The organism is Paenibacillus sp. J22P90, assembly GCF_059692195.1.
Window position 1 is genome coordinate 271,040 of sequence record NZ_JCAUAY010000006.1, and the last position, 13,168, is coordinate 284,207.

12 protein-coding genes are annotated in these 13,168 nt (G+C 46.4%); all 12 read right to left on the minus strand.

The window, feature by feature from the left end; genetic code table 11:
- Nucleotides 1-28: 28 nt before the first annotated feature.
- Nucleotides 29-421, minus strand: a complete 393-nt coding sequence (locus AC58UX_RS21350) for a carboxymuconolactone decarboxylase family protein (RefSeq protein ID WP_497256403.1) — start codon at nucleotides 419-421, stop codon at nucleotides 29-31.
- Between the two features lie 18 nt (nucleotides 422-439).
- Nucleotides 440-2,083 carry a thiamine pyrophosphate-binding protein gene (locus AC58UX_RS21355; protein ID WP_497256405.1) on the minus strand — a complete coding sequence of 548 codons (1,644 nt, stop codon included), beginning with the start codon at nucleotides 2,081-2,083 and terminating at the stop codon, nucleotides 440-442.
- A 4-nt stretch (nucleotides 2,084-2,087) separates the two neighbouring features.
- A complete protein-coding gene (locus AC58UX_RS21360; protein ID WP_497256407.1) occupies nucleotides 2,088-4,334 on the minus strand; it encodes an EAL domain-containing protein in 2,247 nt (748 codons plus the stop codon).
- Between the two features lie 329 nt (nucleotides 4,335-4,663).
- Nucleotides 4,664-5,608, minus strand: a complete 945-nt coding sequence (locus AC58UX_RS21365; protein ID WP_497256409.1) for an ABC transporter permease — start codon at nucleotides 5,606-5,608, stop codon at nucleotides 4,664-4,666.
- Nucleotides 5,601-6,533, minus strand: a complete 933-nt coding sequence (locus AC58UX_RS21370; protein WP_497256411.1) for an ABC transporter ATP-binding protein — start codon at nucleotides 6,531-6,533, stop codon at nucleotides 5,601-5,603. The genes AC58UX_RS21365 and AC58UX_RS21370 overlap by 8 nt, the downstream gene beginning before the upstream one ends.
- Before the next feature lie 41 nt (nucleotides 6,534-6,574).
- Complete coding sequence (locus AC58UX_RS21375; RefSeq protein WP_497256413.1) at nucleotides 6,575-7,654, minus strand: DUF4097 family beta strand repeat-containing protein; 1,080 nt, start codon at nucleotides 7,652-7,654, stop codon at nucleotides 6,575-6,577.
- Nucleotides 7,655-7,656: 2 nt separating this feature from the next.
- On the minus strand, nucleotides 7,657-8,400 hold the full coding sequence (locus tag AC58UX_RS21380) for a hypothetical protein (RefSeq protein WP_497256415.1): 744 nt from the start codon (nucleotides 8,398-8,400) through the stop codon (nucleotides 7,657-7,659).
- Nucleotides 8,401-9,114 carry an ABC transporter ATP-binding protein gene (locus AC58UX_RS21385; RefSeq protein WP_497256417.1) on the minus strand — a complete coding sequence of 238 codons (714 nt, stop codon included), beginning with the start codon at nucleotides 9,112-9,114 and terminating at the stop codon, nucleotides 8,401-8,403.
- 3 nt (nucleotides 9,115-9,117) lie between these two features.
- The gene (locus AC58UX_RS21390) at nucleotides 9,118-9,486 is read right to left on the minus strand and encodes a GntR family transcriptional regulator (RefSeq protein WP_497256419.1); all 369 of its coding nucleotides are present in this window, start codon (nucleotides 9,484-9,486) and stop codon (nucleotides 9,118-9,120) included.
- Nucleotides 9,487-9,895: 409 nt separating this feature from the next.
- Nucleotides 9,896-11,671, minus strand: coding sequence for a carbohydrate-binding domain-containing protein (locus AC58UX_RS21395; protein ID WP_497256421.1), 1,776 nt, complete (start codon nucleotides 11,669-11,671; stop codon nucleotides 9,896-9,898).
- A gap of 30 nt (nucleotides 11,672-11,701) precedes the next feature.
- A complete protein-coding gene (locus tag AC58UX_RS21400; protein ID WP_497256423.1) occupies nucleotides 11,702-12,382 on the minus strand; it encodes a DUF4956 domain-containing protein in 681 nt (226 codons plus the stop codon).
- Nucleotides 12,379-13,134, minus strand: coding sequence for a polyphosphate polymerase domain-containing protein (locus tag AC58UX_RS21405; RefSeq protein ID WP_497256425.1), 756 nt, complete (start codon nucleotides 13,132-13,134; stop codon nucleotides 12,379-12,381). Before AC58UX_RS21405 ends, AC58UX_RS21400 begins: the two co-directional genes overlap by 4 nt.
- Nucleotides 13,135-13,168: the final 34 nt, after the last annotated feature.

Here is a 13,168-nt window from a genome sequence, read left to right on the forward strand (position 1 = left end):
AATACAAAAGAAGTATGACAGCTGAGCGTCATACTTCTTGGTAAGTAATTCCCCGTTCATTAAACACTCTCATGACCACAAACATGGCATCCAGCGTTTTGGGAAAACCCGCATAAGATACACAGTGCATGACGGCCTCTACAATTTCAGCTGGTGTAAGCCCGACATTCAAAGCTCCTTGAATATGAAAATCGAGTTGAGATGCTGCTCCTGATGCAAGCATAGCCGCAATGGTCAGCAGGCTCCTTTGTTTTAAATCCAGACCTGGCCGAGAATAAAGCGAGCCATAAGGGAACTCGACAATCAGCTTAGCCATATCAGGAGAGAATTTCTCCATTTGTTTAACCGTTGCGTTCAGTGTTTCTTCACTTACCATCTGTTGTAAAACTTCTAATCCTTTATCATAGCGATTATTCTCCATGTACGACCTCCGTAAGTTTTACTCTAAACTAAGCAATCTGGTAAGAATCGGCGGAATTTCTTGCGGATCCACCATTACCTCGATGACTGTAGTCTTATTGGACTGCAATGCTGTCTTGACCGCCCTCTTAACGTCCATTTCATTTTCACAGCGAAATGCCATTGCGCCCATGGATTGGGCAAATAAGCTGACATCCAGCGGTCGCTCATAGATAGCGCCCACGGAGCGCCCCGTGTTATAGGACATTCCTTTTTCTACCATATCTAAACGACCGTTATTCAGCACAAAGAAAATAACCGGTACCCCATGATTAACTGCTGTCGAAATCTCTGTGCCATGCATCATCATACAGCCGTCGCCAGTCACACAGACGACAGGGCGTTCGTGCATGGCGATTTTCGCCCCGATCGAATAGCCGATCGCCGCCCCCATGGCTATGAACACTTCATCAAAGTAGAATGTCCCGGGCTCGATGATTTCAAAATTTTGTACGGCATGAAATGAGTGGCTCCCTGCATCCCCGAAGAGAACTGCCTCTTTGGGAAGCGCGGCCCGCAAACTCCTGAACGCCGTTCCCGCTGACATGGTGGACTCCATTTGGGAGGTCGTTGCTGCTACTTGTGCCCGGGCTGTCAGCACTTCGTGCTCTTTGGTCGTTGCCCCGCTTCGCAGTGTGAGTTGAGTCAGATTGTAATGAATATCGCCAAGGAGAACTAGCGTCGGCGCCTGAATGGTTTTGCCTGCGAACGTAAGGTTATACTCAAATTGCAACACCTTTTCCGGCTCCATATCGACCGTAAATCCGGACAAAGACATGTCGCACAATTTACTGCCAACGACGATCATCAGGTCAATGCCGGATCTCATGTAATCTGTTGCATACTGGGAACCGCCTAGGCCATAACCTCCTAAGCATAAGGGATGATTGGTAGGAAATGCCCCTTTCCCACCAGGTGTAGTCACTACAGGAATCCCCCAATGTTCGGCAATGATCCGCAATTGGGTATATGAATCCGACATGAGGGCTCCTTTGCCCAGAAAGAGGACAGGTTTCTTAGCCTCGTTGATCAATGATATGGCCTTATCAATATCGGGGGACACAACAGGGGCAATGTGGTCTGGCAAAGGCAGGTAGAAGCTCTCCACTTCCTCCATCAGCACATCAAATGGGATACAAAGATGAACTGGGCCCTTTTCGCCAGTGTAGGCTTTTTCCAGCGCATGTTTAAGGTATAGGTAAAGAAGATCACCACGTTCGATGCGAGCACTGAACAAGGTTACGGGTTCGAACATTTTAACCAAATCAGCCCCGAATTGGCTTGAATCCTGACTTAAAGCGCGTCCAGTATCTTGCATCGAAGGCTGTCCGGTGATGAACAATACAGGTAACTGGAACTCTTTGGCCTGCCCTGCGGCTGTAATTAAATTCGTTCCTCCTGGCCCGGAAGTACCAATTGCGATCCCCATTGTTTTTTTCGCCAGTGCATAACCTGACGCCTCAAACCCGCTGCCGGCTTCATGGCGACCTAACACGTAGTTAATTCCATGATTCTCAAGTTCCAACATCAGCGGAGAAATGGACTTCCCGGGAATGCCGAATACGTGAGAAACCCCCCAATTTTTAAAATGCTCGACTAATAGGGTATACACTCTTTTTTTCATTACATCACCTTTGCAAGTTGGTCTTGATTTCCTTGATTTCCATCAACAACTGCTCGATTTGTTCTGCAGGTAAAGGTGGGTGATAATAAAAACCTTGTACTTCATGGCAGCTCTGACTACGCAGGAAATTCAATTGATCCTTGGTTTCTACGCCTTCTGCGATAACATCAATTCCAAGCTTATGGGCCATAGCTATTATCGTAGCTACAATATCCGCGTCATTCGAATCCGTCATAATATCCCTGACAAAGGACTGATCGATCTTCAGCCGGTCAATCGAGAACAATTTTAAATAGTAGAGATTGCTGTAGCCTGTCCCAAAGTCGTCGATGCAAATTTGTATACCTAATTTCTTCAGTTTCCCGAGTACCTCGATCGCAACATCAACATTCATTGTCATCGACTCAGTAATTTCGAGTTCCAGATATCGGGGATCTATATGGGTTTCGAGTAAAATATCTCTGATGGTATCTACCAAATTATGCTTTGAAAATTGGCGAGAAGAGAGATTGACCGATACGCTCATAGGAGCAAACCCTTTTTCTTTCCAAATTTGATTTTGAAGGCAGGCGGTTCTCAGCACCCATTCCCCAAGGGGGACAATGAGTCCAGTTTCTTCGGCGATCGGGATGAACTTCCCTGGAGGGACCAAGCCGAGAGTCGGATGATTCCAGCGAACGAGCGCCTCAGTACCGATAATTTCTCCTGTCCGCGTATCGATTTGAGGCTGGTAATATAATACGAATTCATCTAGTTGCAAAGCTTTGCGGATTGAATTCTCCAATGTAAGACGTTCAATACCGCCACTGTCTGGGATAGGCTTGAAAATGGTATAGTTGTTCTTTCCGTCATCTTTCATCCGGTAAAGGGCAATGTCGGCGTTCTTCATCAGCGTTTCGACATTCTTGCCATCTTGAGGATAGAAGGCAATACCGATACTAGCTGTGATGTAGAATTCATAGCCATCTACTGCAAATGGTCTCTCGAATGCTTTAATAATCTCTTCCGCAACTTGAATGGCTTCCGTTTGCTCCGTCATCTCTTGCAAGATAATCGTGAACTCGTCACCGCCCATTCTGGAAACTAGTTGATCCGGAGCATGGCAGCAAGATTTCAGACGCTCGGCAACTAGCTTCAATAGTACGTCACCGTTGTTATGACCTAGCGTATCGTTAATCTTCTTAAATCTGTCCAGATCGAGGAACATGACGGCAAAGATACTGTTTTCATTTACTCCCTGTCTCAGCAATTCTTCAATATGTCTAGTGAAAAATCTTCGATTCGGCAAACCTGTTAAATCGTCATGATAGGCCAAATAATTGATCTGCTTTTGCGCATGATAACGCTCCGTAATATCCCGAAACTGCGCAAATGCGCCCATGATCTGCATATTCTCATCGCGAATAGGGAAGGCGTCGAACAGGTAAACCAGATCATCTTGCCCCGTTTGAGTGGGAAGCATCAATTCCACATCTTCGTAGTCTTTTCCCGTTTGAAGGACTTCTTTAATGAAATCATTTGTTTTGACATCAGGAATAGGTTTATTAATGACATCCTGCTTCTTGGAACCGCTTAAAATTTCAACAAACTTATTAAACTCGGTAATGCTTCCATCCCGATCAGTAATAATAATGCCATTTCTTGTTGTTTCTATGACCACCTGATTCAAGATGTGCAATCGGCTATTTTGCTTTTTCAGCAGTAGCTCTCTTTCGATCGAATCTACGACAGTGCATAGCATCGCCAATAAAAATGGATTATGCTGATCAATCGTCGTCATGATCGTAATCGTCCCGAGCAAGTTGGAGATGTCCGTATATTGAAAAGGTACAGAATAACAGGCAGAGGATCCCAAAAATTCGTAATAATGCTCGTCCCCCACAAGTTGAATGGGCTCAAGATGATCCAAAACTAAATTAATGCTGTTGGTTCCTGCTTCTTGTTCGTTAAATACGAGGCCAACCTTAATGCCCGATTGTTGAACCACACTCTTGATCGCTTCATCTCCGGCCATTTCCAGAATGCAGCCCTTTTCATCAGAGATTAGGATCAGCAGTGGAATCCCTTTCATGAGCTCCAACATTTTATGCACAAAAAAATTAATAACGGACAATATCTCTTCGTATTCGGTCCGTTTTAGATTCAAGTCGCTTTCTGATAAAAAGTTAGAAAAGGAGGGCATTCCGCATGGATCAATACCTAGCTTTTCACATCTCTTTTTAGACTCCGATATCAAAGATACTTTCGTCAAAGTAATCCCCCCTTCGTTACATGAAAAGTGTAAAAATATACTTAAATAATGAGGAAACCCTTCATTAAATGTTTCTTTTTCATTATGTCAACGCATATCATTTTTTGTCAATTTTTTTCTGTTTAATTTTTGGCAACAAAAGTAAATAAAATGCAGTGGTGGAGCAATTTCTTAAGCTCAAAAGCGTTCTAATGCTATGAATCCTCCAAATAGCATATATTATCAAAAAATGTTGTAAGTATAAAATTCGCTAGTTACCAATAAATCCCTACTTTCAGTAAAAAATAAACCCAGTACCTATGTGCGGCACTGGGTGGCTTTCTTACGACTTACGCTGCTACATCTCTCTTCGTGAACACGAGCCACGCGGTTAGATTGAACAGGATGAAATAAATACTCAACATGAGAATGGAAAAATTCATCGTCATCCCTTGCTGAAACGGACGGCCGCTAAGATACTGCGACAAGTCGATATTGGCGAATAGCACGTATTTACTCCACGCATACGGCTGCAGGAACTCCATTAAGATCACGCCCGCGAAGAGGGCGAAGATCGAGAAGCCAATCGCCATGATACTGCTGCGGAAAGCTGTGGATATCATGAAGGCCATCGTAACGAAAATGATGGTCGATACCCCATTGAGCAAGTACAACTTCCACAGGTTCCTAAACATGTTTCTCTCGATAATGCTGCCAGCGTCATTGACGCTGACGAGCGGCAAGTTCCAATGCTCAAACTTATACAGCAGCCCGTTCAATAGTAAGGAAACGATGAACAGGATGACGAGCAGGAGTAAACCAAATATAATCATCGATATATACTTCGATACTAAAATTTTGGTTCGGTTCGCTGGCCGAATCAGCAGTAGCTTAATCGTCCCCGTCGTAAATTCGCCAGCTAAGCTGTCCCCCGCTACGATGACAGTGAACACCGTGATTAAGAAAATCAACTCCGCTGAACTATTAATACCGCTCCACATCGTCCCCCCTTCCGGGTGAATGTCATTTGCTAATTGGTAATCGTATACGGCTATTCTCTCTCCAATGTACTTCCGAGCCTCCTCACTTAGTTTCGGCTGCTTCAGAGATTCGGTGAGTTCCTGTTTTTGCTCAACGACATGATTACGCCATGCATCTGCTTCTCCTGATTTGTCATCATAGTACCAATCCATAAAACTGCCTAAGAAGACAACTGCAATCATAATGGCCACCATGAGCCATGTTCGTACACGCCGATAGAGCTTCATATTTTCATTCAAAACTAAATTAACCAACTTGTTCGCCTCCTGTCATTTCCAAGAAACGATCTTCGAGTGATTGCCGCACCACTTGAACACCATAAATGCGAACATCCTGACGCATGAGATGCGCTAGAATGTCAGGTATGCAATCCCGCTCCGTAACGAGCTCCACACCCTCTGGAACGACCTTCAACTCTTTCACGCCAGTCATGCCAACAAGTGCCGCATGAACCTGTTCAGGTGGCGAAGCTTCGATCAGATACGTTTGCGTCCCATCCTTCGATTCTTGCATGAAATCTTGGATCGTCTTCACATCGACAAGCTTCCCTTGCTGCAGGATCGCCACGCGGTCACACATCAGCTCCATTTCGGATAGCAAATGGCTGGACACGATCACCGTGATTCCTTCGGTTCGCGTCAAATAACGCAAATAATCGCGCAGTTCACGAATCCCTGCAGGGTCCAGACCATTTGTCGGCTCATCCAGAATGAGCAGCGACGGCCTGTGTAGGAGCGCTTGCGCTACACCCAAGCGCTGGCGCATGCCCAGTGAGTACTTCCTCACTTTGTCATGAATCCGAGTTTCCAGCCTTACCAGCTTAACGACTTCGTCGATCCGTTCCTTCGTCACCCCAGGCACCATGCGCGCATAATGAACCAAGTTATGATAGCCGCTCAAGAACTTGTACATTTCAGGGTTCTCCACAATGGCGCCGACATGGCGAATGGCCTGCTCAAACTCCTGCTGAATGTTCTTCCCTTTAATCACAATTTCTCCCTGCGTGATGGACATTAAACCAACCATCATGCGGATCGTTGTCGTTTTACCAGCGCCGTTAGGCCCTAGGAATCCGAATATCTCACCTTGCGGTACGTCGAAGGTCAGATTATCAATGACCGTGGTGCGTCCGATTCGCTTGGTGACACCACGCAGACTTACGATAGGCTCACTACTCATAAGGAGTCTCCTTTTCAATTTAATTGGTTTACAGCCTTCATTTAGTTGGCTTGAACGATCAAGTCACCTGACTTCATCTTGATGTCTACTTTTCTTGTTCCTTTGCCCACGACACCGCTCATACGAGTTTCGTATTCGCTGTCCTGCACCTTTTGGATAGGTAATGGAAGCAGTGTCTGAATGCGTCCCCCACTCACCGCGGCATCCAGCGTATAGCCCTCATCCTTCGGTAAAATGAAGGTCATATTGCCTCCTGCTTTAGACACAATTCGGGTATCTCCTTGCATATGATCGAATTGCATATCGGAACCGCGGCCTGTCACGTCTACAGGACTCTTTATTTCACGGAAATGCACAGAGCCATATTGCGTTTTTCCTGTAATCTTACCCGTGATGTCAGTTAAATAGGTTTGACTGGATTGATTATCGAATACCAAATTACCTTGCGTGTGGTCAATATTTACTTTACTAGAGTGACTTACTAGATCCATATTGCCCGTGATATTAGCCATAAATAGACTGCCATACGTTGATTTCACCGAAAGTTCACCCTTAACATCAGCAATTTCCATAAGGCCACTAGTAGAAGAGGCAGAAACATTCCCATTTATTCCGCTAATTCGCACAGCTCCATCTTCATTCTGGATCGCCACCTTCATGCCATCCGGCATAGAGAGCACATAATCGACGGATACATTGTCTGGATCGATGGGCTTGCCATTCGCCTTCGTAACGAGGGTTAGCTGTCCATTCTGGATTGCCTCTTCTACTTTAACAGCTTCTCGTCTGCGATTGGCTGTCTCTGTATCCGCCCCTGTAGCTGTAACCGTATATTGAAGACGGATGTTCGGAGAATCTGAACGCGTTACCGTTACTTTGCCTCTACGACTTGCAAGCAGCACTTCCTTAATGTCTTGCTTCGTAATCTCCGATTGAAGCTGGGCAGTGACCGTAACGGCTCGATTGGTCCCGATCATGGCATCCATCTTTTGTTCATTCACAAATTGCTTACCAAAGCGTTCGAATATGTCCTCCTCGAGGAAAGAAATATCTAAGATAGAGAACAAGAATAGCAACGCAACCGAGGCGAGAAGAACACTCCTTTTTTGGCGAAAAGACATCCTCATACCTCCACTTCTTTCTCAAAAATAAAACCATTCACCGCAGTCAATCCAATGCTAAGTAAAGCAATTCCAATAAACGCACCCGAATGTAAAAAAGCCATATCGGATTCCTGTCCGCCAATCACGATGTCTGGCATCCAAGCTAGAAGAGAAGCTAGCAAAGGACTAATACGCAGGACAAGCCATAAAATACCGAGAAATGCGCTTAGCATCACAATCCATTTGAATTTAGCGACAAGCTGGCCGCACAGAAAGGTAAACTGCACCACGATCAGCAGAAATAGGAGTGTCAGAATCCCCATCCAAAAGAAGTTCCCCAATATATTAAGCAGGCTTGGCATAATCGAAGACCAGTCCTGACTTGTGCTTACTTCCTCCCATTGACTCCTCAACAGCAAAATGGCAAAGCTAGCCGCGATCCATATACTCGATAGAATGAGCAGCGACATTACCGCTGCCAGCTTAACTGTCAACACCTTCCACCCTCGAATCGGCAAGGAAAGGAGAAGATAAATCGAATTCGACTTCCACTCCGTATAGAGTTGATAGTAGCCCGTACCCAAAGCTATCGCAGCAAGGAAGAGATAGGGCATGAGGAGTGCTAACCCCATGGTCACATCCATGTCGATGACGGCGCTTTTAAACAGAACAATCAGATGCAGAATCAGAACTGCCACCGCGAAAATGCCATATAGGGGGAAAATACTTTTTACTTCTTTTCTAAATAGATTCCAAGCCGCCATCTACCCGTACACCTTCTCCCATATGTTTTCTAACGAACAACCGTAGGTCGCGCGCAAATTTTCGGTGGAGTCAAATATCGTAATCTGGCCATTCTGTAGAAAGATGACATCGTCAAACATCGGCTCCGATTCATTCACCGAATGGGTAGACAGAACAATCGTCTGCTCATCGGATTGGAACTCACTTATAATCGAGCGAATAATTTTGGCTCGTGACGGAGGATCAATGCCTGAGAACGGCTCGTCCAACAGCACAAGCGGAACCTTGCGCGACAAAGCTACGATCAGCTTCAACCTAGCGCGCATGCCCTTCGAGAGATTTCGAACCTTCTGATTTTCATCCAGCTCCATCTTTAGCAGCATGGCAGCTGCCTTTTCTTCCTGCCAATCGGTATAAAATCCAGAAATAAAACGCAGCGTTTCCTTCACCGTCATCCACCCATAAAGGTGATCAATCTCAGGCAAGTAAGCCACGTGTTGCTTATTGTGCACATCAGGCTTTCTGCCGCCTACAAGAATACTTCCTGAAGTGGGATAAATCAAACCGGCCAGCATCTTGAGCAAGGTTGATTTGCCGCTGCCGTTAGGCCCCAGCAAGCCCACAATCGTGCCCTTCTTGATTTGAAGATCGATCCCTCTTATGGCTTGTTTTAGTAAATACTTCTTATGTATAGCCTTTAATTCGATCATGTAAGGATTCTCTGAATTGGACACGATTTACCCCTCCTTGTTTAACGTAACACGGAGCATATGTGCCATTTCTTCTGGCTCAATGCCTAGACCGCGCATGTCTTCAATAAATTGCTGCACCGCGGCTTGCGCCATTTCGGAACGAATCGATTGCAGAATCGCGGGATCATGCTTGATAAAAGTACCCTGTCCACGCAACGTCTCCGTTAACCCCTCTCGTTCCATCTCTTGGTAAGCCCGCATTACCGTGTTGGGATTCACTTGTAAAAGTTGTGCCTGTTCCTTGTGGGATGGGATTTTGTCCCCAGGCTTGAGCTCGCCTCTGGCTAGCGCTTTCTTGACCTCATCGACCATTTGCAAATAAATCGGTTTCGGGCTATTAAAATTAAGTTGCACGGTCCTACCCTCCTCTGCACCGTAAACCAGTGCACTATTGAACTAGTGCACTATAAGAATATTTGTATTTGATTAGATTGTCAATTCCTATTTGTGGATATGCAAACTGATGCAAACGACAACTGGCTTACTCCCCTGTGCTGAGAAATGCAAAAGTGCAACTATTCTCTATCAAATCAACGGTTTTAGCTAAAATTGATGCAAATAGGCATCTATTTTGGTGTTTTCGGCTCATTTCAAACCTTTTCGACCCCAAAAGATGCCTTTTTGCATTTATTTAAAATCGTTCAAGTGTAACCTCGTTAAAGGGTGCTCTTTTGCATTTTTGCCATCTAGACACCGCCGTTTATGGTGAAATATCGCCAACTTAAAAAAGCTGCCCCACACCTAGATGTGGAACAGCTCTTTGTTATCTTTGCGGTCGTTGTCCACCGCCACCTTGTGGCGGCATGCCGCCTCCACTGCCTTGTCCGCCTTGTCCGCCTGGTCGTCCGCCACCCGGACCACCCATCATCCCGCTTCGCGCTGTGGTTACGCCGGATTCGTTTAACCACGTGATGAGCGACGCTGTCTTGAAATCTACGACCTTCGTACCGCCTTGGTACGTACCGCCCTCATATAGCCCTTTCAATGCTGTGCCTGTCAATGAACCTCCCGAGCTAAGCGTATACGACGTATCCTGCTTCAGATTCGGGGAGCTTACGAACACGGACTGGTACGCTTTCGATGGCGCAAAGGTGATGACCGTGTTACCTGCGCTATCAGCCAGATGGACCAGCGCGCCTGCTTGCTGGGTCTTCGTGTACGTCATCAGCACGCCAGCCTGCGTCGACTTGTCAGACGTGGCTTGCACCATGCCTGAGCTGCCCGCGGCCACAAGCGTGCCGCCTGTCATCACGAAGGTGCCATCGTAGTCGAGCGACCCGTTGTTGTTCTCCGTCGGCCCGTTGACGACGACCGTACCGCCGCTCATCGTGATGGAGCCGTTCGAATCCAAGCCGTCGCCTTTGGAGTCGACGGTCAAGCTGCCGCCGGTAATCGTCAGCATGTTGCTCGAATTCGCGCCGGACGCCCCTGGCGCGCCACCCGGTGCGCGCCCTCCTGCTGTGGCGCCGCCTGCGGCAGTCTCGCCGCTGCCGCTAGAGATGTTCACCCCGTCGTCCTTGGAGACGACGTTGGTTTTCCCACCCGAGATCACGACAGCAGGCGCTTCGATCCCTTCATTGCTTTGCGCAATATCGATCGTACCACCTGTGATCGCAATGGAGAGATCGGCGTTTATGCCATCATCGCCTGCGTTAATGTGCAAATCCCCGCCGCTTACGTCTATGCCGCCGCTGCTATGCAAAGCATCCTCGCCGGATTTGATGTTGAACGTTCCTCCTGCAAGGCTGATATAACCTTCGGAGCCTGCTTTATCGTTTGAGGTTTTAATCCCATGGCCGCCTGCATCTATGGTTAAGGTGCCCGCTTGGACAGCGACCAGGTCACGCCCCATCACCCCGTCGTCAACAGCGTGAATATCCAAGGTACCTCCGGTGATTCGCAGCTTATCCTTGCTTGTAATTCCGTTGTTGTAGTTGCCTTTTACTACGAGCTTGCCTGTTCCGTTAATCGTCAGATTGTCTTTACTGAAAATCGCTGAGTTGGGCTCGTCTGTCGCCGCGTCAGGATACACGTACTTCTTTCCGTCTGAGACGATGTTCTCTGTTCCTTCTTGCAAGGAGATGATTGTCTTGCCCGCTTCTTCCACATAGATCGCCGAAGATGTGCTGTTCGTAATCTCCACACCGTTTAGGACTAAGCGAACGACGCCTTTATCCTTCACATTTACGACTATTTGACCATCGTTCAATTTACCGTTCACAACATACGTTCCAGCCGCCGTAAGCGTAACCTTACCGCTACTCACCGCAGCGCCTGAACCCTCAATCGTTGCGCTAGTACCCGTTAATGCAATCTTCGTTGGGTTCGCAGAAGCCCAATCCGTATAAGCATCCTCCGCCACATACTCGACCTTTTGGGTGACCGCTGTGGTCGTTGCTTTTGCACTGGAAGCAGCCATCGTTGCAGCAGGTGCCTCCGAGGTATTCGAAGCTACATCTGTCGCATCGTTGCATGCTGCTAACGCAACTGCACATACTAACAGAACACTTGCACCTTTCATATTTAAACGTTTTTTCATAGGATTTCTTCCTCTCTAGTTACAATTGTTTTAGAATTCGGACGCTGTAGGACTCATCGTTAACGTAATATCTAAATTCCCATTTCTGCATCTAATAGCGTCTAGGAATTCTTTCTGACTCGTCAGATGGTCGATTGTAACGACATAAACCAGCTCATATAAGCTGCCTAACTCGGTTGTACGTACCTTTTTCAATTCATAAGCGATGTTGAACTTTTTAAAAATCTCGTCAAACGCTTCCTCATACCCCAGACTCTCTGGAATCGTCACTTTTAATTGCTTCTGAGCTGCTTTCTTAGCGCCAAAGTTCGTTACCTTCAAAACAAACATCAAAACGCACAGAATAAGCGTAAATAGAACGGCATAACCAAACGAACCGACACCACAAGCCAGACCTGCTGCCATCGTGAACAGAACGAATGCGATATCCTTCGGATCCCCAGGCGCACTTCGGAACCGAATAATAGAGAATGCGCCCGCAAGGCTGAATGCTCTAGCAATGTTGCTGCCGATCAACAGAATAATGATGGCTACAATGACAGGCAAGACGATCATCGTGAGGGTGAAGCTCTGTGTGTAATTCGGTTGTGTTTTCATATAGGTTAAGCTGATCAAACCGCCTAGTGCAATTGCGATAATAAGTGTTAAAAGGGCGTTCGTTAGCGTTAATTCTGTACCTGCTGTGACTTGTGCAAAAATGGAATCTATCATAGTAGGATCCTCTCCCTTTCTGGTTGTAGAAGTTGTTCGTGCTGCGTCATGCGCATTTTTTTATATTCATTGCCATACTTCGAGAAACCCGTTCGAAACATTTGAAGCTCTGAAAGCATTTGGGACAGCCAGAGCGGGATCGTCTTCTCCGCCTTCACTTCCATGAGCCATTGCCCGCGGGGCATCAACTGTTCCCCATAGTCACCGCTCTCCAGCTTAAGATCATATCGTCTTGAACGGATATTCGTATCGAAGGTGATACGCAAATCCCGGTTATTTTTACAAAACATCGCAATGCGGTCATACGCCAGATACACCTTCGGCTCCAGATCATAACGTGACAGGAAATACTTAATTTCCTGAATGACTTGCTTGTTCATATACTCCTTGAACTCCGGTTCTATCCCTGATCGCACAAACTCATACGACTCGTTCAGCTTCAGCGCTGTTCTTCTTTTATTCACAAGCCCGAACACCTTTTTCTTCAGCTCCAAATACACCTTAGCATCCTCTTTCGGAACCCCGTAAGCTCGTAGTCGCAGCTTCTCTCGGTATTTCGGCTTCGCCAAACTATTTCGAATTAACGAATGATGTTCGGTATCAAAATAAATGTTGCTAATCGAATAAAATTCATCGTTCTTGTTGTAGGCGTCCAAATCCATGTATGCAAGCAGTCGATTGTAAATGTTATAGAAAGCTTTGGTATCCATCAGATACTTATTTTCATATCGATTAAATACTTCAATTGCCATTGAGGTGGCCTCCTTTTTCTTCATATCAGGTGTT

Coding starts and splice junctions, on each gene's coding strand:
- AC58UX_RS21355 (WP_497256405.1), bottom strand. CDS start 2,083: ATGAAAAAAAGAGTGTATACCCTATTAGTCGAGCATTTTAAAAATTGG.
- AC58UX_RS21405 (WP_497256425.1), bottom strand. CDS start 13,134: ATGGCAATTGAAGTATTTAATCGATATGAAAATAAGTATCTGATGGAT.
- AC58UX_RS21370 (WP_497256411.1), bottom strand. CDS start 6,533: ATGAGTAGTGAGCCTATCGTAAGTCTGCGTGGTGTCACCAAGCGAATC.
- AC58UX_RS21395 (WP_497256421.1), bottom strand. CDS start 11,671: ATGAAAAAACGTTTAAATATGAAAGGTGCAAGTGTTCTGTTAGTATGT.
- AC58UX_RS21375 (WP_497256413.1), bottom strand. CDS start 7,654: ATGTCTTTTCGCCAAAAAAGGAGTGTTCTTCTCGCCTCGGTTGCGTTG.
- AC58UX_RS21380 (WP_497256415.1), bottom strand. CDS start 8,400: ATGGCGGCTTGGAATCTATTTAGAAAAGAAGTAAAAAGTATTTTCCCC.
- AC58UX_RS21350 (WP_497256403.1), bottom strand. CDS start 421: ATGGAGAATAATCGCTATGATAAAGGATTAGAAGTTTTACAACAGATG.
- AC58UX_RS21400 (WP_497256423.1), bottom strand. CDS start 12,382: ATGATAGATTCCATTTTTGCACAAGTCACAGCAGGTACAGAATTAACG.